Raw genomic sequence first — 18708 nt, forward strand, 5'->3', positions numbered from 1 at the left:
ACCCGTCGTCGCGGCGGAGCCGGTCAGTGCGAGGCGCGCTCCTCCGAGTGGCGACGCAGGCGTGCGTCCATGCCGGCCAGGGTCATGCGGAGGTCGTTGCGGAGACCCGTGAGGTGCTCCGTCTCGCCGCCGATCCACACGTGGTATTCGGCCGACTCGTGGCCCTCGACGTCGAGCATTTCGCTCGCCCAGGCCCGGGTGGCGCGCGCAGCCGCCTGGCCACGGGCGCAGCTCGCGCCGGTTCCCGGCTCGCCGGAACGGGCCGCGCGGACGAGCCAGGTCACGACGACGCGACCGGGTGACTGCAGGGTGGCGATGGAGGCGGCGTCGTCGACCTCGACGAACACCTGGCCACGGGCGCAGATCGGCAGGAGAGCGAGTACCTCGGACAGCTCTCCGATGGACGACTCGTCGCCCGCCAGCAGCACGTGCCGCGCGTCGGCGACGGCGAATTCCGCCGGATCCTCGAAATAGCTCACGCGATCAGTATAGGCATGCCTAAGCTCACTTCCGTCCCGTCCGAGGCGGATTCCGAGCCGGTGGAGCACATCACGATCCGATCACTCTGTGACGCCCGCCGACCACCTGGCTGGCACCCCCTCACCGACCCGGGTACGCTCGCTGGAGCCCCAGCGAAGCGGCTTTTCCGGACGCGGTCCACTATCCGTCCGGCCGAGGCGGGAATCCCCGCTGCCCGGAACCGGTTGTGCGTCTCAGATGCCTGCCACCCTGCATCCCCCGAAAGGACCACCATGCGTCATCGTCAGCTGCGTCGTCAGCTCCTCACCGCCGCGATCGCGGTCACCGGCGCCGCGCTCGTCCTCACCGGTTGCGCCGGCCCGGCCGCCGCGCCGACGCCCGACGCCGACGCCAGCCTGCGGGTCGGCCTCGTCCTCGAGCCCTCGGACCTCAACATCCGCACCACCTCGGGCGCCGCGCTCGACCAGATCCTCATCGACAACGTCTACCAGGGGCTCGTCTCGCGCACCGAGGACAACCAGATCGTCGACACGCTCGCGAAGAGCCACGAGATCAGCCCCGACGGCCTCACCTACACCTTCGTCCTGCGCGACGGCGTGACCTTCCACGACGGCGCGACGATGACCGCGGCCGACGTCGTGAACTCCATCACCCAGGTGCAGCAGGACCCGTCCTTCGTCGACAACGTGGCGCTGCAGAAGCTCGCCACGATCACCGCCGTCGACGACACGACCGTGCAGCTGCAGCTCACCTCGCCCGACTCCAACCTGCTCTGGACCCTGACCGGTCGTGCAGGACTCGTCCTCCAGTCCGGCGCCGACAACGACCTGTCGACCACCGCGAACGGCACCGGCCCGTTCACCCTGAAGACCTGGAAGCAGGGCGACAGCATCACCTTCGAGCGGTACGACGGCTACTGGGGCGACGCCCCGAAGGTCAAGGAGGTCGTCTTCAGCTACATCCCCGACGGAGCTCGACGTGCAGACCGCGCTCGACGCGAACCTCAAGGACCAGATCACCCGCGCCGAGGGCTTCACGGTCACCGAGGGCAAGACGACCGACAAGTACACCCTCGCCTTCAACAACCAGCGTGCACCCCTCAACGACCCCCTGGTCCGCCAGGCTCTGCGGACGGCCATCGACCACGCGGCCATCGTCGAAGCCGTCGGCGGTGCAGCGGTCGAACAGTACGGGCCGATCCCGGAGCTCGACCCCGGGTATGAGAACCTCGAGGAGCTGGTGGACTACGACCCCGAGCAGGCGAAGGCGCTCCTCGCCCAGGCCGGCCAGGAGAACCTGTCCCTGACGCTCACGATCCCGAGCTTCTACGGCACCTCCGTCGCCAACGTCCTCGTCTCCGAGTTCAAGGCCATCGGCGTCACCCTCACGGTGAACAGCGTCGAGTTCCCCACCTGGCTGAACGACGTCTACACGAACAAGGACTACGACCTCAGCTACGTGAACCACGTCGAGTCGCGGGACTTCCAGAACTGGGCGAACCCGAACTACTACTTCGGCTACGACAACGCGCAGGTCCAGTCGCTCTATGCTGAATCCGTAGCGGCGACCGATCCGGCCGTCGCAGCCCAGAAGCTCAAGGAGGCGGCGTACCTCGTGTCGAAGGACAACGCCGCCGACTGGCTCTACACCGCGATCACCCTCACGGTGGTGCGCGACGGCGTGACCGGCTTCCCCGTGGACTCGGTCAACTCGCGCATCAACCTGGCGAAGGTCGCCGTGACCGGGTGACCCGGTTCCTCCTGACGAGGCTCGTGCTCCTCCTCGTCGGGCTCCTCGCCGCGAGCGCCCTGATCTTCTTCACCATCAGGGTGCTCCCCGGCGACGTCGCCCAGGTCATCGCCGGGACCGATGCGACCCCCGAGGCGGTCGCCGCGATCCGCGAGCGGTTGGGACTCGGGCAGCCCGTGCTCCTCCAATACCTGGACTGGATCGGCGGGCTGCTCCGCGGCGACCTCGGGAACTCCCTCGTCACGGGCACCCCCGTCGCGAGTGAGCTCGCCGAGAAGGCGCAGGTCACGGTGCCGCTCGGCCTCATGGCCCTCGTCATCGCCCTCGCGTTCAGTGTGCCGCTCGGCGTGCTGGCGGCGGTACGACGCACGCGCGCGACCGGCACGATCATCTCCTTCGCCTCGCAAGGACTCGCCGCCGTCCCGGTCGTCTGGGCCGGCATGATGCTCGTACTCCTGTTCGCCGTCGTCCTCGGTTGGTTGCCCGCGCAGGGCTTCCCCCGCGCCGGCTGGAACGACCCGCTGGCGGCCATCCGTTCTCTCCTCCTCCCGGCCCTCACGATCGGCGTCGTCGAGGGCGCCGTCCTCCTGCGCTTCGTGCGCTCCGCCGCGCTCGACGCCATCGGCCAGGACTACGTCCGGACGGCGGCGGCCAAGGGGCTGACCCGCTCGCAGGCGCTCGTCCGCCACGGGCTGCCGAACGTCGCCCTCTCGGTCGTCACCGTGCTCGGGCTCCAGATCGCCGGCCTCATCGTCGGGAGCGTCATCATCGAACAGCTCTTCACCCTGCCGGGGATCGGCCGCATGCTCGTCGCGGACGTCGGCAACCGCGACCTCGTGAAGGTCCAGGGTGAGCTCCTCGTGCTCACGGGCGTGGTCCTCGTGATCGGGGCCGTCGTGGACGTCGTCCATCGGCTGGCCGACCCGCGCCTCCGGGAACGGGAGCGAGCCGCATGACCGCCCGTCAGGCCGAGCGGTCGCGTCGCGCGGGAGCGGCCGGACTCCGCGCCCTCCTGGGCAGCCCCTCCGGGGTGTTCGGGCTCGCGGTCGTCGCCCTGCTCCTCGTGAGCGCCGGCGTCTCCCTCCTCTGGACACCGCACGACCCACAGCTCACCGACCCGTTCTCGAAATGGCTGTCCCCCTCACCCACCCATCTCCTCGGGACGGACGAGGTCGGGCGGGACATCTTCAGCCTCCTCCTCGTCGGAGCCCGCGTCACCGTGGCCGTGGCGATCGGTTCCGCCGTGGTGTCGACCGTCATCGGGGTCGCACTCGCCGCCCTCGGCTCGTTGACGCGGCGGTGGGTGCGGGAGACGGTGGCCGTCCTCATCGACATCCTCATCGCGTTCCCGACGCTGCTCATCGCCATGATGATCGCCTCCGTGTTCGGCGGCTCGCTGTGGGTCGTCGTCTGGGCCGTGGGGATCAGCTTCGGGGTGAACATCGCCCGCGTGACCCGCCCCGAGATCCGCCGCGTCTCGAACAGCGAGTACGTGCTCGCGGGGAAGGCCGCAGGACTCGGCCCGTTCCGGAACCTCACCCGCCACCTCCTCCCGAACGTCGCGCCGGTGTTCATCGTGCAGTTGTCCTGGTCGATGGCGGTCGCGGTCCTCGCCGAAGCGGGCCTCTCCTACCTCGGGTACGGTGCACCATCCAGCGTCCCGTCCTGGGGGCGCATGCTCAGCGAGCTGCAGACCTACCTCGCGGTGCACCCCCTGTCCGTGCTGTGGCCGGGGCTCGCCATCACGATCACCGTCCTCGGCCTCAACCTCCTGGGCGACGCCCTGCGCGACGCGACCGATCCGACCCTCGGCCGGCGCGGGCCGGCTTCGACGCCCACCTCACCGCAGGGGGTGACCGCATGAGTCTCGACGTCGAGGACCTTGTCATCACGCTCGGTGGTCGCCGCGTCGTCGACGGGGTCGGGTTCAGCGTGCCGGACGGTGCCCGCTTCGGCATCATCGGCGAGTCCGGGTCGGGGAAGTCGTTGACCGCGCTCGCGATCCTCGGTCTGCTCCCCGACGGCGCGACGGTGAGCGGCAGCATCCGGTGGCAGGGCGAGGAACTCGTCGGCCGCGACGACCGCGAGCTCGCGAGGATCCGCGGCCGGGAGATCGGCATCGTGTTCCAGGAGCCGCGGACGGCGCTCAATCCGATCCGGACGATCGGACGGCAGATCGGTGAGCCACTCCGCATCCACGAGGGCGTGTCGAAACGGGAGGCGCTCGCCCGAGCCGTCGACCTCGCCGCACGGGTGCGGCTGCCCGAGCCCGAGCGCATCGTCCGCCGTTACCCGCATCAGCTCTCCGGCGGGCAACGGCAGCGGGTCGCAGCGGCCATCGCCCTCGCCTGCGGTCCGTCGCTGCTCATCGCGGACGAACCGACCACGGCGCTCGACGTCACGATCCAGTCGGAGATCCTCGGCCTCTTCGAGCGCCTCGTGAGCGAGACGGGTGCGTCACTCGTCTTCATCACGCATGACCTCGCCGTCCTGTCCCGGATCGCGAGTGAGGCCGTGGTGCTCGCGCAGGGCAAGGTCGTCGAGGCAGGACCCGTCGCGCGCCTGCTGTCTGCTCCGGAGTCGCCCGTGACGCAGCGACTCCTGGCGGCCGCGAAGACGATGAGCTGGAAGGGCGAGGACGATGACTGAGCCGCTACTGCGCGCCCAGGGTGTCGGCCGGGTGTACACGAACCCGCGGGAATCCCTCTTCCAGCGCCCGAGCCGCACGGTCGCGCTCCACCCGAGCGACCTCGTCGTCGCCCCCGGGGAGGCGGTCGGGATCATCGGGGAGTCCGGGTCGGGGAAGTCGACGCTCGTGCGACTCCTCCTCGCGCTCGACACCCCGAGCTCCGGCTCGGTCGAGTTCGACGGCCGCCCGGTGAGCGCCACGGCGAGCGCCCGCAGCCTGCACTGGTTCCGTCGGCAGACCGGTGTGGTGTTCCAGGACCCCTACGCCTCCCTCGATCCGCGGATGCGGGTGGGACGGATCGTCGCCGAACCCCTCGAGGCGCTCGGGATCGAGGGCGACCACCGTTCCCGGGTCGGCGAGGTGCTGCGCCTGGTCGGGCTCGACGCGGACGCCGCGGACCGCTTCCCGCACGAGTTCTCGGGTGGGCAACGGCAACGCATCGCCCTCTCCCGCGCCATCGTGCACCGCCCGCGGCTGCTCGTCGGCGACGAACCGCTGAGTGCGCTCGACGTCACCGTCCGCGCGCAGATCCTCGATCTGCTCGGCGGGCTCCGCCAGGAGCTCGGCCTGGCGATCGTGCTCGTCTCGCACGACATCGGCGTGGTGCAGCATCTCTGCGACCGGGTGGTCGTCATGCGCGACGGGGCGATCGTCGAGGAGGGTCCCGTGTCGCGAGTCCTCAGTCGACCCTCGCACCCCTACACGACACAGCTGCTCGCCTCGGTCCCCCGTCTCTGACGCCGTCCCGGCCCTGGACCCCGTCCCGGTCCCCGAGCCGCCGTCCCGGTCCCTGAGCCTGTCGAAGGGCGTCAGGCGGACGGGTCGGCCAGTCGACGGTGGCGGCGCAGGGCCGCGCGCTGGCTGGGTGATTCACCGTGGAGCACGAGGCCGACGACCCAGAGGACGACTCTCGTCGCGGTCACGACCGGCAGCGGGATCGGGCCGAGGTGCGCCTTCCGGAGCCCGAGGATCCGGCGGTACTCGGGCGGGAGCGTCGCCACCGCTCCGGCGAAGAGGATCGAGTACGCGGGGAGCAGCGAGCGGTCGAGCGGCGGCCGACGGAGGAACGCCAGGGTCTCATCCACCCGCGGTCCGCCGGTGAGTTCACCCCGGTCGAGATATCCGCGCAACTGTCTGGCCAGCTCGGCCTCGGAGCGCGGCGGGTCGACGACCCCCATCAGCTCGCCCGCGAGTGCCCAGTCGGCCACGTAGGCGTCCGCGCCACCCGGGATCGGGCCGCCCCAGGTCTGCCGCACGCTCAGGAACGCGTCGGTGAACGCCAGGTGCACCCACCGCAGGAGTTCCGGGTCGTTGGCCGCGTACGGGCGCGTCGCCCCGTGGGCGTCCAGGTACTCGCCGACGACGCGTTCGTGGAGCTTCAGGACGTAGTCGCTCGTCCGCCTGGCCGTGCCGCGGTCGCCGTAGGTGACGGTGAAGATCCAACGGATGGTCCCGTCGAGCCGCCCGAGCGGATCCTCCCGGTAGCGGGACCAGTCGTGCACGCCGGCCAGGGCTCCCGGATGGGCCGCCTGCAGGAGCAGGGCCCGGAGGCCGGCGACCATGGTCTCGACGCCACCGTGGACGACCCAGGCGGCGGAGCCCGGCGTGAAGTGCCCGGTGTCGGTGCCGTCCTCGAGGTCGAGCGTCCACTGCGGTGGGCGATCCTGCTCCACCGCGAAGACCGCGAGGATCCGCGAGCGGAGCCCGGCGAGCAGTCGGGTGCGTATCCGCGAGACCGGTCGTCGCCCCGTGCCGGTATCCACCACCCGATCGTCCTCCACTCGCTGTCACCACGAGCCTATGTCGGGATGCCGCCGCCCCCACCCGTAGGAGGCTCGATCACCGGACGGGCTTGCGCGCTTCGATCAGGGTCCGTGAGGAGTGTGCGACGAACGGACCGTCCTGCAGGGACCGGTGCAGTTCCTGCAGCCGGTCGAGGTACCGAGCGGAGGCGAACCCCGGCACCATCCAGATCACCTTGCGCAGGAACCAGACGATCGCCCCGATGTCGTGGAACTCGATGCGCAGGCGTTCCGTCCGCAGCTCGACGATCTCGAGACCCGCCGCTCGGGCTCCTGCGGCCTCGTCGTCAGGGTGCCGACCGCGACGCACGGCCTCGGGCTGCGGGCCGAGGAAGGCCTCGACGAGCTCGAACACGCTCGCCGGTCCGACGTGCTGAGCGAGGTAGCTTCCACCCGGCGCGATCACCCGCGCCACGTCGGTCCAGTCCACGGCGACGGGGTGCCGGCTCGACACGAGCGCGAACGAGTCGTCGGCGAACGGCAGTGGAGCGCCCTCCTCCGTGCGCACGACGACGACGCCGCGCGGGTGCAGGCGGGCGGCGGCGCGGGCGAGGTTCGGTGGCCAGGACTCGGTGGCGGCGGCGAGCGGCGGCAGCACCGGCGCCGTGTCGAGCACCTCTCCCCCGCCGGTCTCGAGGTCGAGCGAGGACGGGACACCCGCCAAGCGGCGGCCGAGCAGCTCGGCGAACCGCCACGACGGACGCTCCTCCGTGGCTCGACCGTCGAGCCAGGCGAAGTCCCACCCGTCGACCGAGGCGGCATCAGCCTCGGCGACGAGCTCGTCGAACGAACGCGACATGGTCTGCTCCACACTCCGCGTGGTGGTCGAGGCACTCACCCGACGGCTTCGAACCGGCTCGGATCGAGCCGCTCGACGTCGAACCGCGGGACCGCGTCGAGCAGCTCCCGAGTGTACGCGTGCTGCGGTCGATCGAGCACGGCGGAGGCCGGCCCCGACTCGACGACGCGTCCCTCCGAGAGCACCGTCACCTCGTCGGCGATCTGCCGGATGAGGCCGAGATCGTGCGAGATGAACAGGTAGCTGAGCGCGTGCTCGTCGCGGAGGTCGAGGAGCAGGTCGACGATCTGTGCCTGCACCGAGACGTCGAGGGCGGAGGTCGGTTCGTCCAGGACGAGCACCGAGGGCGCGAGGATGAGCGTTCGCGCGAGCGCGACCCGCTGGCGCTGACCGCCCGAGACCTCCCGGGCACGACGGCCCAGGACGCTCGCCGGCAGGCCGACCTGATCGAGGATCGACGCGACGCGACGCCGTCGTTCCACCGCACTCCGCACCCCGTGGATGCGCAGCGGCTCCTCGATGATCTGCCCCACGGTGTACCGCGGGTCGACCGCGGAGAGCGGGTTCTGGGCGACCAACTGGAGGTCCCGGGCGAAGGGGTTCGCGACGGCGTGCTCCCTCGGCAGCTCCCGGCCGGCCACCCGCACCGAGCCGTCGTCGAAGGACGTGAGCCCGGCGACGATGCGGGCGAGGGTCGACTTGCCCGACCCCGACTCACCGACGAGGGCATGGATCGATCGCGGTCGGAGGACGAGCGAGGCACCGTCGAGCGCGGGCGGCGTCCGCGGATCGCGTCCGAACCGCTTCGACACGTGCGACACCTCGACCACCGCGGCTGTCGTGCCCGTGTCGCCGCGCTGCTCCGCCTGCACCTGGTCGGCCGCAGCGCGGATGCGTTCCCGGTAGCGCAGCGGCGAGGACGCAGGCGAGTCCGAGAGCAGCCGGATCGTGTACGGGTCCCGCGGCGTGAGCAACACCTCTTCGGCAGGGCCCGACTCCCGGACGTTCCCGTCCTGCAGGACGACGATCGCATCGCTGCGCTCCTGGGCGAGGGCCAGGTCGTGGGTGATGAAGAGGATGCCGAGCCCGAGCTCCTCGCGGAGGCCGTCGAGGAGGTCGAGGATGCGCCGCTGGACGGTCACGTCGAGCGCGGACGTCGGTTCGTCGGCGATGAGCAGCCTCGGCCTCGCGGCGATGGCGATCGCGATGAGCACCCGCTGCAGCTGCCCGCCGGAGAGCTCGTGCGGGTACGAGCGCACCCGGCTCGCGGCTTGGCGGATGCCCACGTGCTCCAGGAGCTCGATCACGCGCGCCGGGACCTCCGAGCGCGGGGTGTCGCCCGTCACCTGGACCGCCTGGGCGATCTGCACGCCGATGCGCTGCAGCGGATCGAGCGACGACAGCGGGTCCTGCGGGATGAACCCGAGCGTCGAGCCCCGCAACGGCCGCCACTGCTTCCGCGAGAAGTCGGCGACCTCGTGCCCGGCGACCGCGATCCGACCGGCGGTGACCGAGCCGTTGCCTGGGAGGAGCCCCGCGACCGCCCGGGCGATCGTGCTCTTCCCCGATCCGGACTGCCCCACGAGCGACACCGTCTCACCGCGCCCGACCTGGAAGGACACCTCGCGGACGGTGTCGGCCGGAGCCCTCGAGCCACGGGTCCGGTACCCGACGGCGAGCCCGTCGACGAGCAACGGGACCGAGGCCGCGCCGACGAGGTGGAAGGTGCTGAGCTGCTGGGCTGCCTGGTTCATGCGGTGGTCCTCTCGCGGGTGAGCTGGCTGAGACGGCTGATGGCGAGCACGGTGACGGCGATCACGAGGCCCGGGACGACGACGAGCCACGGCGACGACACGACGTACTGTCGACCCTCGGAGACGAGCAGTCCCCACTCCGGGTCGGGCGGCGGCGCCCCGTACCCGAGGAAGCTGAGCGAGGAGATCCAGATGATCGCGAGGCCGAACTGGAGGGCCGTGAGCGAGAGGACGGCCGAGTAGGAGTTGGGGAAGACGTGCTTCACGAGGACGTAGGCCCGCGACCCGCCGAGGTGGTGACTCGCCTCGACGAACGGCAGGTCCTTCACCGTCAGCACCTCGGAGCGCATGATGCGGGTGAAGGCCGCGATCGAGGAGATCCCCACGGCGACGGCGGCGTTGAGGGTGCCGAACCCGAGCGCGACGACGACCACCATCGCGAGGAGCAGCCCGGGGATCGAGAGCAGCACGTCGACGATGCGGCTGATGACGGCGTCCACGACACCGCCGAACGAGGCGGCGACGAGGCCGAGGACCGTGCCGGCGCCGAGACCGATGAGGACGGCGACCGCCGAGCCGAGCAGGGTCCGTCCGGTGCCGTGGATCACCCGGGACAGCAGGTCGCGACCGAGCGAGTCGGTCCCGAACCAGTGCGCGAACGATGGAGCGGCGAGCGCGTTCGCGTCGTCGGGCTCGAGCGGGTCGTACGGCGCGAGGAGGCCGGGTGCGACGACGGATACGAGGACGAGACCGACGACGACGATCGCCAGGACATCGGCGACGCCGAGGCGGGCGCGGAGTCGCCGGAACGCGTTCGGTTCGCGGTCGGCCGCGGTGACGTCGCGGTCCGGGTGGAGTCGGAGGCTCATGCGTCCACGCTCGCTTTCGTCGGGGTACCACCGGGGGCTGCCGTCCCCGAGGCCACCGCTGTGGTGACATCCGGCCTGGCGAGGCGGGAGCGTCGGGACCGCGCGTGCCCTGGCCGGACGATGCGCGGGTCGAGGATCGGGTAGACGAGGTCGGTCACGAGGTTGATCCCGACGTAGATGGAGGAGATGAGGATGACGACGGCCAGGATCACCGGGGTGTCCTGATCGCGCACGCTCTCGAAGGTGATGAAACCGAGCCCGGTCCGGGTGAAGACGGCTTCCACGACGACGGCTCCGGCCAGCAGTTCACCGACGACGAGGGCGAGCATCGTGATCGACGGGATCGCCCCGTTCTTCAGCACGTGTCCGAGCGCGATCCGGACCTCGCTCGTCCCCTTCGCGCGGAGCACGGTGACGAAGGGTTCGTCGGCGGCGTTCCGGAGCCCCTGGATGAGCACCTGCGTCAACGGACCGTTGACGGCGAGCGCCAGGGTCAGCGCGGGCAGCAGGTAGGAGACGAAGCCTTGGTCGCGCACCGACGACACCCAGCCGAGCTGGAAGGAGAAGATCGCGAGGAGCACGAAGCCGATGAGGAAGCTCGGTGCGGAGATCGAGGCGATGGGCGCTGAGGCGGCGATGCTCCTGATCGTCCTGACGGGGGCGTAGACGGCGGTGAGCGCGGTCGCGAGCGACAGCAGGATCGTCAACACGAATGCGACGCCCGCGAGCACGATCGTGTCCGAGAAGCCCTGCGCGACGAGGTCTGACACGGCACGACCGCTCACGAGCGAGTAGCCGAGGTCCCCGTGGAGGAGTCGACCGACCGTCAGCGTGAACTGTTCGATCGGCGACAGGTCGAAGTGGTAGTACGCCCGCAGCGCTTCGCCGGCGGCCGGGGGCAGTGGATTGAGCGGGCTCGTCAGCTTGTTCTCGATCGGGTCGCCGGGCAGGACGAACAGGGTGAAGAAGACGAGCGTGTAGACGAGGGCGATGACGAGCAGCGCTTGGGCGACGCGCCTGACCACGTACTCGCGGTACTGCCGGCGTCGCGTGTCCGCCGCGCTGGCGTTCGGATGCTGAGTGGACATGTGGGCCTCCTCTCGGAAGGGACGGGATCTGAACCGGGAGGGCCATCCGGTCGACGGCCCTCCCGAACGCTCAGTCCTCGATCGAGGTGTTGTAGAACTCCGGCAGGGCGCCGTCGGTGAGGGAGAAGCCCCGCACCCGCTGCTGGGTGACGAACACCTGGCTGTCGTTCAGGATCGGGACGACGTAGGCCTGGTCGATCAGGTGGTCCTGGATCTGTCCGAGGATCGCCGCACGGGTGTCGTCGTCGGTCGCGGCGTTCTGCGCGTCGAGCAGCGACTGCAGGGTCGTGTCGGAGCCGGCGAGACCGAGGAGGTCGGAGCCGTCCTTGCCGTAGTACTCGCTGAGACCCTTCGACGGGTCGGGGTGCGGCCAACCGACACGGAGCGCCCCGACCTCCGGGTCCGCGAACGCGGTCGCCCAGTAGGTGGAGTAGTCGAGCTCGTTGAGCGACAGCTCGATCCCGACGTCCTTGAACTGGTTCTGGATCTGCTGGAAGAGGCTCTTCGCGGTGTTGTCGTACACGTCGATGTAGGTCTTCACCGTGAGCCGCTCGCCGCCCTTCGTGCGATAGCCGTCCGCGTCGCGCTCGGTCCAGCCGGCCCCGTCGAGGAGGCTGTTCGCCGCATCCGGGTCGTAGGCGAACTTCGCCGACTCGTCGACGTAGCCGAAGGTGCCTGGCGACAGGACCGAGGTCGCAGGCGTCCAGCTGTCGGTGTACTGCGTCTCGATGATCTGGTCACGGTCGATCGCGTGCAGGAGCGCTTTCCGGACGTCGACGTCGTCGAGGAACGGCGCCTGGCTGCGGAGGAACCACTGGTTGCTGAGCCCGACACCCGTCTTGGACACGATGTCGTAGCCGGCGTCGACGAGCCCCTGCTCCTCGCTCGGCTGGACGTAGCGGATGACGTCCGCCTCGCCGGACTTCAGGGTGCCGAGCCGGACGCTGTCCTCCTGCACGGGGATGACCGTGACCGAGGCGAGGTGTGCCTCGCCCTGGTTCGGCGAGGACGGCGGGGCCCAGGCGTAGCCGTCCCGACGGTCGAGCACGATCTCCTTGCCGTAGGTCTCGGACGCGACGACGAAGGGGCCGGAGCCGATGAGGTTCACGAACTTCGACTGCTCCTCCTTGCTCGCGTCGATCGTGGCGTCGGCGACGAGCCCGGATCCCCACCCGGTGAGCACGTTGAGGAAGGGCGCGTACGGTGCGGCGAGGACGACGGTGACGGTGCTGCTCGCGTCATCGGGCGTCGCGACGAGGCCGGACGGGAACTGCGCGTTCGGCGTCGTCCCCTTCGCCTCGTCGCCCGCCGACTGCCAGTTGAGGTTCTTCGCGACGCTCGTGGCGTCGACGTCGGTACCGTCGCTGTAGGTGACGCCGTCACGGATCACGAAGGTGTACGTGAGACCGTCGGGGCTGACGGTCCAGGAGTCCGCGATCCACGGTTCGAGCTCACCGGTCTCGGCGTTCCGGTAGAGCAGGCGGTCGGTCACGTTCTGCTGCAGCGCACGGGTCTGCCACGTGCCCGCCTCCTGCACCTGCGCCGAGGTGGGGATCTCCGCGTCGAGGTAGGTGAGGCTGCCACCGTCCGCGTCGGACGAGGCCGATGCCGCCGAGCAGCCGGTCAGCGCGATGCTCACGGCGACGAGGGCTGCGGCGGCGAGTCGTGCTCGCCGTCTGGTGGTTGGGGTCATGACGGGTGCTCCTGGAGGTCGGGGTGGTCCGGTGCTGTGCCGGTGTGGTTGCCCATCCTGGTCGGCACACCGGGCCACCCCGCCGCTCTGTTACGACAGGTTTCCCGCAGGTTCCCTCGATGACGCCGTGTGACCCTCGGAGGTTGTGGCACCGTGCCCGCCGAGGTTCCGTCCACCGCGGTAGCGGGCCGCCGGGTGGTCGTCCGGCAGCCGGGCGGCTCCCCCCGTCAGGCGCTCTCTGAGCGTCTCCCCCGGCAGATAGCTGTCGCGCAGCCGTCCCCGGCGACGGAGCTCCGGCACGACGAGCTCGACGAAATCGGTGAGCGTGTCGAGGCTGTGGTACTGGCGCAGGTTGATGCCGTCGATGCCGACCTCGTCGAGCCATCGCTCGATCTCGTCCGCGACGACCTCCGGGGTGCCGACGGCGAAGAAGTCCCGTTCGAGATCGCTGCCGGCTCGCGCGATGAACTCGCCGACGGTGCCGGCCGTCACCTGCGGCGGCAGGGCGTCGGCCGGGACCCCCTCCGCGGCGAGCGCCTCGGCGACCGTCCGGTCCTCCGGGTGCGCCAGCGGGTCGAAGGGCAGGCTCGCGTGCACGAACCGGCCGACGAGGCTCGCGTGTTCCCGGTACTGTGCCGCCTTCGCCTCGGCCTCCTCCTGCGTGGCCGCGACGATCACGGCCGCCTGGACCACGATCTTCAGGGCGGCACCGTCGCGGCCGTTGTCGGCCGCCGCCGCACGGAACCGCTCGAGGAGCGGCCCCGCACCGCCCGGTCCGCGCACGCCGGTGAACACCGCTTCGGCATGCCGCCCGGCGAACGCGATCCCGGCCGGCGAGGCGGTCGCGGTGTACAGCAGCGGTGTCCGTTGCGCGCTCGGCTCGGACAGGTGTGGTCCGGCGACCTGGAAGTAGCGCCCGACGTGGTCGATGTACCGGACCTTGTCGGGGTCGGAGTAGACCCCGGCCTCGCGGTCGCGGACGACGGCGTCGTCGTCCCACGAGCCCTCCCACAGCTTGTAGAGGACGTCCAGGTACTCCTCGGCGATCGCGAACCGCTCGTCGTGCGGGATCTCCTCGGCCAGGCCGAAGTTCCGTGCGGCGTTCGGCAGGTACGAGGTGACGATGTTCCAGGCGACGCGGCCGTTCGTCAGGTGGTCGAGGGTGCTCATGCGACGGGCGAAGGCGAACGGTGGTTCGTAACTCGTCGAGAAGGTGATCCCGAACCCGAGGTGCTCGGTCACGGCGGCCATCGCCGGCACGATGAGCAGCGGGTCGTTGTTCGGGATCTGCAGGCCCTCACGCAGGGCGTCCGCCGGTCCGCCGCGGAAGACGTCGTACGTCCCGACCACGTCGGCGATGAACACGGCGTCGAAGCCGCCGGCCTCCGCCGTGCGGGCGAGCTCGGTCCAGTAGCGGATGTCGGTGTACTGCTCGCGCCGATTGCCCGGCAGCCGCCAGAGGCCGTGGGTGATGTGGCTCACGCAGTTCATCTCGAACAGGTTGAGGATGAGGCGTTTGGGACTGGACTGGACGGCGATGACGGGCTCCTCTGCTGGAGCGGTCCGATCGATCCGTTCCGAACGGGCCGCCTCAGCACCCTAGGCGCGAGGGGCCGTGTCGGGCGGGGCGACCGCGTCACATCCCGTCATACCTCGCCCGGCCGGTTCACCTCGCGACGGGCGGGACCCGGTCCTGCCAGCGCAGCCGGCGCTCCAGCTGGGCGCCGAGGGCGAGGAGGGTGGTCTCGCCGCCGGGACGGCCGATCAGTTGGACGCCCATCGGCAGCCCATCGGCCGTCTGGTGCACCGGGAGGGTGATGGCCGGGAGGCCGGTCGCGTTCACGAACGAGGTGTGCGGGGCGTAGCGCACCTGCTGCTCGAAGTTCAGCTCGGGCGACGCCGCGTCGTACCAGCCGATCGGTCGCGGTGTCTGCGCGAGCGCGGGGGTGATGATCGCGTCGAACGGGGCGAACTGGGCGAGGACGCTGCGCTCGAACCGGTGGAGGCTGGCGAGCGTCTCCATGAGCCGTGTGGCCGGCAGCGCCCGACCCCGTTCGACGAGCGACCTCGTGATGGGCTCGAGGAGCGCCAGCTCCGCTTCGGAGGAGGCCGGGACACCGGCGGCGGAGGCCTGCCAGATCGTCGTGAAGTCGGCCGGGTAGCGTTCGGCGTCGCGGAGGGCGAGCTCGTCGATGCCGTGGCCCATCGCGGTGAAGGCATCGACCGCGACACCGACCGCTGCCCGGGCCTCCGGATCGTAGGCCAGCTCGTAGGCGCTGTCCCACGGGGACCCGTCGAGGACCGCCAGTTGGAACCGTCCCTCACCGCGGACGGCGTGGCCGAGCAGCGGACCGTCGTCGGCGTCGGGCGCACGGAGGGTGAAGTGGTGGTCGATCCGGCCATGGACGCGTTCGATCATCGCGTCGAGCAGGAGCGCGGCATCGGCGACGGTCCTCGCGATCGGGCCGGGGACCACGAGTCCGGCGAGCCGGTCGACGCCGGACCCGGCCGGGACGAGTCCCCTGGTCGGTTTCAGGCCGACGAGCCCGCAGGCGGCAGCCGGGATGCGGACGGACCCGCCTCCATCCGAGCCCGGCGCGAACGGCAGCAGTCGGGCGGCGACGGCAGCGGCGGCTCCACCGCTCGAACCGGCGGCCCCGCGGTCGAGGGCCCACGGGTTGCGCGTCGGCTCGGCGCCGATCGGCTCCGTGTAGCCGTAGAGTCCGAACTCCGGCGTCGCGGTCTTGCCGAGACTCACCGCACCGGCGCGATCGAGCACGGAGACCAGCTCGTCGTCACTCGTCGCGACGAACTCAGCGGTGAGCCGGGACCCGAAGCGGACGGGCTGCCCCGCGCGGGACACGAGGTCCTTGTCGCCGATCGGCAGTCCCCAGAGCGGTGCGGTCCTCGACAGCTGTTCGACGGCCTCCACCCGCCCGGCGAGCGATCCGGCGGCGACCGAGGTGAACGCCCCGATCGCGTCGTCGAGTCGCTCGATGCGATCGAGGTAGTGCCGTGCCAACTCCGTCGGTGACACCTCGTCGCGTTGCAACGCCTGCCACTGCTCGAGCGCCGTCAGCTCGTGGAGTTCCGCCATGGGATCAGCCTAGGCCGCGACCCCGGTCTCGGAGCCGCCCTCTGCTCAGCGCTTGAGTGACTTCTGCAGGAGGACCGTGCCGATCCACCGGTCGAACTTGAACCCGACGCGGCCCATGCGCCCCACCTCGGTGAAGCCGAACTTCTCGTGGAGCTTGATCGACGCCTCGGCACCCTTGTCGGCGATCACCGCGAGCATCTCCTTGAGGCCCGCGGCCTTCGCCCGCTCGATGAGTTCGCCGAGGAGGTCGGTGCCGAGCCCCTTGCCCGTCGCCGCCGCTCCGAGGTAGATCGAACTCTCCACCGTGAACCGGTACGCGCGCTTCTGTTTCCACGGCGCGCACAGGGCGTACCCGAGGATCTGTCCGGTCGGGTTGACCGCGACGATGAACGGCAGCTGGAGCCGCTGCAGGTAGGCGAACTTGGAACGCCACTCCGCGAGCGTCATCGCGTCCTCGTCGAAGGTCACCATGCTGTTGGCGACGTAGTGGTTGTAGATCGCACGGATGTCGGGCAGGTCGGCCGCGGTCGCGTCCCGCATGGTGAAGGCGAACGGCGTCTCCGGCGTCGGCGGCTTCCGCAGGTGCGGTGGCAGTCGGCGCTTCGGCTCGTACTCCTCTTCCAGCATCCCCCCAGCCTAGCCAGGGGGCGCGGCCACGGACAGGCCTTGCGGCCCGCGCGGTGGCGGGCTGCTCAGTCGAGGGACCAGTCGATGGGGTCCGCCCCGCGCGAGGCGAGGAAGTCGTTCGTGCGGCTGAACGGTCTCGATCCGAAGAACCCGCGCGAGGCGGAGAGCGGACTCGGGTGGGCGGAGACGATCACGTGGCGGTCCGGGTCGTCCGGGGACGCGAGGAGCGGGGCCAACCGTTCGGCGTCCTTCCCCCAGAGGATGGACGCGAGCGGCACAGGACGCTCGGCGAGCGCGCGGATGGCCCGCTCGGTGACCGCCTCCCAGCCTCGCCGGCGGTGGGAACCGGCGGCGCCGGCCTCGACCGTGAGGACGCGGTTGAGGAGCATGACGCCCTGTCCGGTCCACTGGCTGAGGTCGCCGTGCTCCGGAGTCGGGACGCCGAGGTCGTCGCGGAGTTCGCGATGGATGTTCACGAGACTGCGCGGCAGCGGGCGCACCCCGCGGTCCGCGGCGAACGACAGCCCGATCGGGTGACCGGGCGTCGGGTACGGGTCCTGGCCGACGATGAGGACGCGGACCGCGGTGAACGGGGTCCGGAAGGCCCGCAGGACGAGCTCCGGTGCCGGGAGCCAGGGGGTTCCTGCAGCCGTCTCCGAAGCGAGCCAGGCATCGATCCCGGCCAGGCGGTCGGTGACCGGTTCGAGCGCTGCCGCCCAACCGTCGTCGATCAGTCCGGCCGCGGCGAGTTCCGCCGGGCTCCCACCCAGCACACCGTCCGTCATCGCCTACTGCTGCTGCTCGGCGCCGATCGTGCGCACGACCACACCGTGCTCGGCGGTGAAGACCTGCCACACGCTGCCGCCGCCCAGCACGGTCAACGCACCCTGCCCGACCACGAGGGCCGTGTTCTCGTCGATCGCGACACCGCCGTCGACGACCCCGGCCTCGGTCGCGGCCACGAGGCGCCCGAGGGTGCCCCACTGCGCGGCGTGCGCCTCGACCGCGATGTCCACGAGCCCCAGGCCATCGCCGATGGTGACCTCGTCGAGTTCCTCGGACGCGGCCTCCGGACTCACCGGGACCTCGCCGACACGCCAACCACCGATGATCGCGTGCTCGGCGGCGATCATCGCGCCGGCCGAGATGCCGAGGTAGGGCAGGCCGGCGGCGACCAGGCGACGGATGTCCGTCGCGACGGGAGCCACGGCCTCCGCGTAGGCGGACGGCAGACCGCCGCCGACGATGACGCCGTCGATCTCGGCGAGCTGTGCCTGCGCGACGACGCCGCCCTCGCGGACCACGACGCGCACGGCCTCGATCTCACCAGCGCGCGCCACGGCGCGCTCCAGCGCAGCGGACTGCTCGAGCCCGTCCCCGTCGTGGACGACGACGATCGCGATCCGCGGGGCGAGCCGGCCGGCGACGACCGCGAGGGCGGCCGCCTCGGCGATGAACGCTGCGTAGACGGTCGACTCGGTCTCTGGGGCGGCCGGACCGCCGAGGAGGAAAACACTCACCCTGCGACCCTACCCGGCGCCCGGGCCGCGAGGGGTCCGGTCAGGCCGTGATCGTCGGCAGGGTCGACCAGGGGAAGGAGATCCACCGGTCGACGCGCTTCCACACGTAGTCCGGGCGCAGCACCGTCTGCGGCTTCTCGTACAGGGTGACCGTCCGCACCTCCGCCCCGCTGGCCTGCATGAGTTCCAGCACCATCGCGAGGGTGCGTCCGGAGTCCGAGACGTCGTCCACGAGGAGCACCCGGCTGCCAGGCAGTCCGGCCATGTCCAGCAGCGGGGGCAGGACGACGGGCTCGGGGAGCCGCGCGTCGACGCCGGTGTAGAACTCCACGTTCAACGCGCCGCACGCCTTGACGTCGAGGGCGTAGGCGATGGCACCGGCCAGGAGGAGGCCACCGCGGGCGATGGCGACGACCGAGTCGGGCCGGAACCCGCTCGCGACGATCTGGCTGGACAACTCACGGGACGCGTCACCGAACGTGGGCCAGTCGAGGACCTCTCGCTCCGGGGACGCTGCGCTGGGGTTCTCGGTCGACATCCT

17 protein-coding genes and 1 pseudogene are annotated in these 18708 nt (G+C 71.0%); 5 read left to right on the forward strand and 13 right to left on the reverse strand.

Translation table 11 applies throughout. The features are described 5' to 3' along the window. Positions 1 to 23: 23 nt before the first annotated feature. On the reverse strand, positions 24 to 479 hold the full coding sequence (locus ASF68_RS14295; protein ID WP_056012519.1) for an SIP domain-containing protein: 456 nt from the start codon (positions 477 to 479) through the stop codon (positions 24 to 26). Positions 480 to 752: 273 nt separating this feature from the next. Between ASF68_RS14295 and ASF68_RS14300 the strand changes: the two are divergent. The 5 genes and pseudogenes from ASF68_RS14300 (at position 753) to ASF68_RS14320 (ending at position 5656) form a co-directional block, all read left to right on the forward strand. Next, positions 753 to 2229 (forward strand): annotated as a pseudogene (locus tag ASF68_RS14300) (ABC transporter substrate-binding protein). Then, on the forward strand, positions 2226 to 3185 hold the full coding sequence (locus ASF68_RS14305) for an ABC transporter permease (RefSeq protein ID WP_056012522.1): 960 nt from the start codon (positions 2226 to 2228) through the stop codon (positions 3183 to 3185). The pseudogene ASF68_RS14300 and the gene ASF68_RS14305 overlap by 4 nt, the downstream one beginning before the upstream one ends. Beyond that, positions 3182 to 4093: an ABC transporter permease gene (locus ASF68_RS14310; RefSeq protein ID WP_056012525.1), complete on the forward strand. Its 912-nt coding sequence runs from the start codon at positions 3182 to 3184 to the stop codon at positions 4091 to 4093. Before ASF68_RS14305 ends, ASF68_RS14310 begins: the two co-directional genes overlap by 4 nt. Next, positions 4090 to 4878 (forward strand): ABC transporter ATP-binding protein, encoded by a 789-nt coding sequence (locus ASF68_RS14315; protein WP_056012528.1) that lies wholly within the window; start codon positions 4090 to 4092, stop codon positions 4876 to 4878. Before ASF68_RS14310 ends, ASF68_RS14315 begins: the two co-directional genes overlap by 4 nt. Next, a complete protein-coding gene (locus ASF68_RS14320) occupies positions 4871 to 5656 on the forward strand; it encodes an ABC transporter ATP-binding protein (RefSeq protein WP_082498693.1) in 786 nt (261 codons plus the stop codon). Before ASF68_RS14315 ends, ASF68_RS14320 begins: the two co-directional genes overlap by 8 nt. A 71-nt stretch (positions 5657 to 5727) precedes the next feature. Here ASF68_RS14320 and ASF68_RS14325 read toward each other — a convergent pair whose 3' ends face one another. From ASF68_RS14325 to ASF68_RS14380, 12 genes are all read right to left on the reverse strand, one after another. Continuing rightward, a complete protein-coding gene (locus tag ASF68_RS14325) occupies positions 5728 to 6681 on the reverse strand; it encodes an oxygenase MpaB family protein (RefSeq protein ID WP_235526835.1) in 954 nt (317 codons plus the stop codon). Positions 6682 to 6757: 76 nt separating this feature from the next. Further along, positions 6758 to 7519 (reverse strand): hypothetical protein, encoded by a 762-nt coding sequence (locus ASF68_RS14330; RefSeq protein WP_056013409.1) that lies wholly within the window; start codon positions 7517 to 7519, stop codon positions 6758 to 6760. 35 nt (positions 7520 to 7554) lie between these two features. Then, complete coding sequence (locus ASF68_RS14335; RefSeq protein WP_056012535.1) at positions 7555 to 9273, reverse strand: ABC transporter ATP-binding protein; 1719 nt, start codon at positions 9271 to 9273, stop codon at positions 7555 to 7557. Beyond that, positions 9270 to 10142: an ABC transporter permease gene (locus ASF68_RS14340; protein WP_056012538.1), complete on the reverse strand. Its 873-nt coding sequence runs from the start codon at positions 10140 to 10142 to the stop codon at positions 9270 to 9272. Before ASF68_RS14340 ends, ASF68_RS14335 begins: the two co-directional genes overlap by 4 nt. Beyond that, a complete protein-coding gene (locus ASF68_RS14345; protein WP_200936451.1) occupies positions 10139 to 11230 on the reverse strand; it encodes an ABC transporter permease in 1092 nt (363 codons plus the stop codon). The genes ASF68_RS14340 and ASF68_RS14345 overlap by 4 nt, the downstream gene beginning before the upstream one ends. Positions 11231 to 11300: 70 nt before the next feature. Continuing rightward, the gene (locus tag ASF68_RS14350) at positions 11301 to 12923 is read right to left on the reverse strand and encodes an ABC transporter substrate-binding protein (RefSeq protein ID WP_056012541.1); all 1623 of its coding nucleotides are present in this window, start codon (positions 12921 to 12923) and stop codon (positions 11301 to 11303) included. Between the two features lie 90 nt (positions 12924 to 13013). Then, positions 13014 to 14414, reverse strand: coding sequence for an NtaA/DmoA family FMN-dependent monooxygenase (locus ASF68_RS14355; protein ID WP_082498694.1), 1401 nt, complete (start codon positions 14412 to 14414; stop codon positions 13014 to 13016). 175 nt (positions 14415 to 14589) lie between these two features. Further along, positions 14590 to 16020: an amidase gene (locus ASF68_RS14360; RefSeq protein ID WP_056012544.1), complete on the reverse strand. Its 1431-nt coding sequence runs from the start codon at positions 16018 to 16020 to the stop codon at positions 14590 to 14592. A gap of 45 nt (positions 16021 to 16065) precedes the next feature. Further along, a complete protein-coding gene (locus ASF68_RS14365; protein ID WP_056012546.1) occupies positions 16066 to 16647 on the reverse strand; it encodes a GNAT family N-acetyltransferase in 582 nt (193 codons plus the stop codon). 65 nt (positions 16648 to 16712) lie between these two features. Next, positions 16713 to 17432, reverse strand: a complete 720-nt coding sequence (locus ASF68_RS14370; protein ID WP_056012554.1) for a uracil-DNA glycosylase — start codon at positions 17430 to 17432, stop codon at positions 16713 to 16715. A 3-nt stretch (positions 17433 to 17435) separates the two neighbouring features. After that, positions 17436 to 18167 carry a Type 1 glutamine amidotransferase-like domain-containing protein gene (locus tag ASF68_RS14375; protein WP_056012556.1) on the reverse strand — a complete coding sequence of 244 codons (732 nt, stop codon included), beginning with the start codon at positions 18165 to 18167 and terminating at the stop codon, positions 17436 to 17438. A 40-nt stretch (positions 18168 to 18207) separates the two neighbouring features. Further along, positions 18208 to 18705, reverse strand: coding sequence for a phosphoribosyltransferase (locus tag ASF68_RS14380; protein ID WP_056012559.1), 498 nt, complete (start codon positions 18703 to 18705; stop codon positions 18208 to 18210). Positions 18706 to 18708 lie beyond the last annotated feature (3 nt).

The organism is Plantibacter sp. Leaf314 (genome assembly GCF_001423185.1).
Lineage (GTDB): Bacteria > Actinomycetota > Actinomycetes > Actinomycetales > Microbacteriaceae > Plantibacter.